Genomic DNA, 1415 nt, shown 5'->3' with positions numbered 1-1415 from the left:
CCTCGGTGGTGAGGAAGAGCGCCGCGATGGAGGCGGCGTTCTGCAGGGCGGAGCGGGTGACCTTGGCGGGGTCGATGATGCCCTCGCCGAGCAGGTTCACGTAGTCGCCGGTGGCGGCGTTGAGGCCCCAGCCCGCTTCGAGGTTGCGGACCTTCTCCACCACGACGCCGCCCTCAAGGCCGGCGTTGACGGCGATCTGGCGCAGCGGCGCGTCAAGGGCGACCTTGACGATGTTGGCGCCGGTGGCCTCGTCGCCGACCAGGTCCAGCTTGTCGAACGCCGACTTGCCGGCCTGCACGAGCGCCACGCCACCGCCGGGGACGATGCCCTCCTCGACGGCCGCCTTCGCGTTGCGAACGGCGTCCTCGATGCGGTGCTTGCGCTCCTTGAGCTCGACCTCGGTGGCCGCGCCGACCTTGATCACCGCGACGCCGCCGGCGAGCTTCGCCAGCCGCTCCTGCAGCTTCTCGCGGTCGTAGTCCGAGTCCGACTTCTCGATCTCGGCACGGATCTGCGCCACCCGGCCGTTGATGGCGTCGGCGTCGCCGGAGCCCTCGACGATCGTGGTCTCGTCCTTGGTGATGACGACCTTGCGGGCCTTGCCCAGCAGGTCCAGCGTCGCGTTCTCCAGCTTGAGACCGACGGTCTCGGAGATGACCTGGCCACCGGTCAGGATCGCGATGTCGGTGAGCATCGCCTTGCGGCGGTCACCGAAGCCCGGGGCCTTGACGGCGACGGACTTGAACGTGCCACGGATCTTGTTCACGATCAGGGTCGCGAGGGCCTCACCCTCGACGTCCTCGGAAATGATCGCGAGGGGCTTGCCGGACTGCATGACCTTCTCCAGCACCGGCAGGAGGTCCTTCACCGCGGAGATCTTCGACTCGACGATGAGGATGTACGGGTCGTCGAGGACCGTCTCCATCCGCTCGGTGTCGGTCACGAAGTACGGCGAGATGTAGCCCTTGTCGAAGCGCATGCCCTCGGTGAGCTCCAGCTCCAGCCCGAAGGTGTTGCTCTCCTCGACGGTGATGACGCCTTCCTTGCCGACCTTGTCCATCGCCTCGGCGATGATCTCGCCGACGGTGGAGTCACCGGCGGAGATCGAGGCCGTGGAGGCGATCTGCTCCTTGGTCTCGACGTCCTTGGCAAGGTTGGCCAGCTCCGTCGCCACCGACGCGACGGCGGCCTCGATGCCGCGCTTGAGCGCCATCGGGTTGGCACCCGCGGCGACGTTGCGCAGGCCTTCACGGACCAGCGCCTGGGCGAGGACGGTCGCGGTCGTCGTGCCGTCACCGGCAACGTCGTCCGTCTTCTTCGCGACCTCCTTGACCAGCTCGGCGCCGATCTTCTCGTAGGGGTCCTCGAGCTCGATCTCCTTGGCGATGCTCACACCATCGTTGGTGATGGTGGGC

At 67.6% G+C, this 1415-nt stretch carries 1 protein-coding gene; it reads right to left on the bottom strand.

Annotated features, from left to right (window positions below):
• On the bottom strand, positions 1-1415 hold a 1415-nt coding region (groL, locus tag AB0H83_RS51870; protein WP_360111491.1), incomplete at both ends, for a chaperonin GroEL.

The sequence above is a fragment of the Dactylosporangium sp. NPDC050688 genome, assembly GCF_040654515.1.
GTDB lineage: Bacteria > Actinomycetota > Actinomycetes > Mycobacteriales > Micromonosporaceae > Dactylosporangium.
This window is presented reverse-complemented; position numbering and strand designations above follow the sequence as displayed.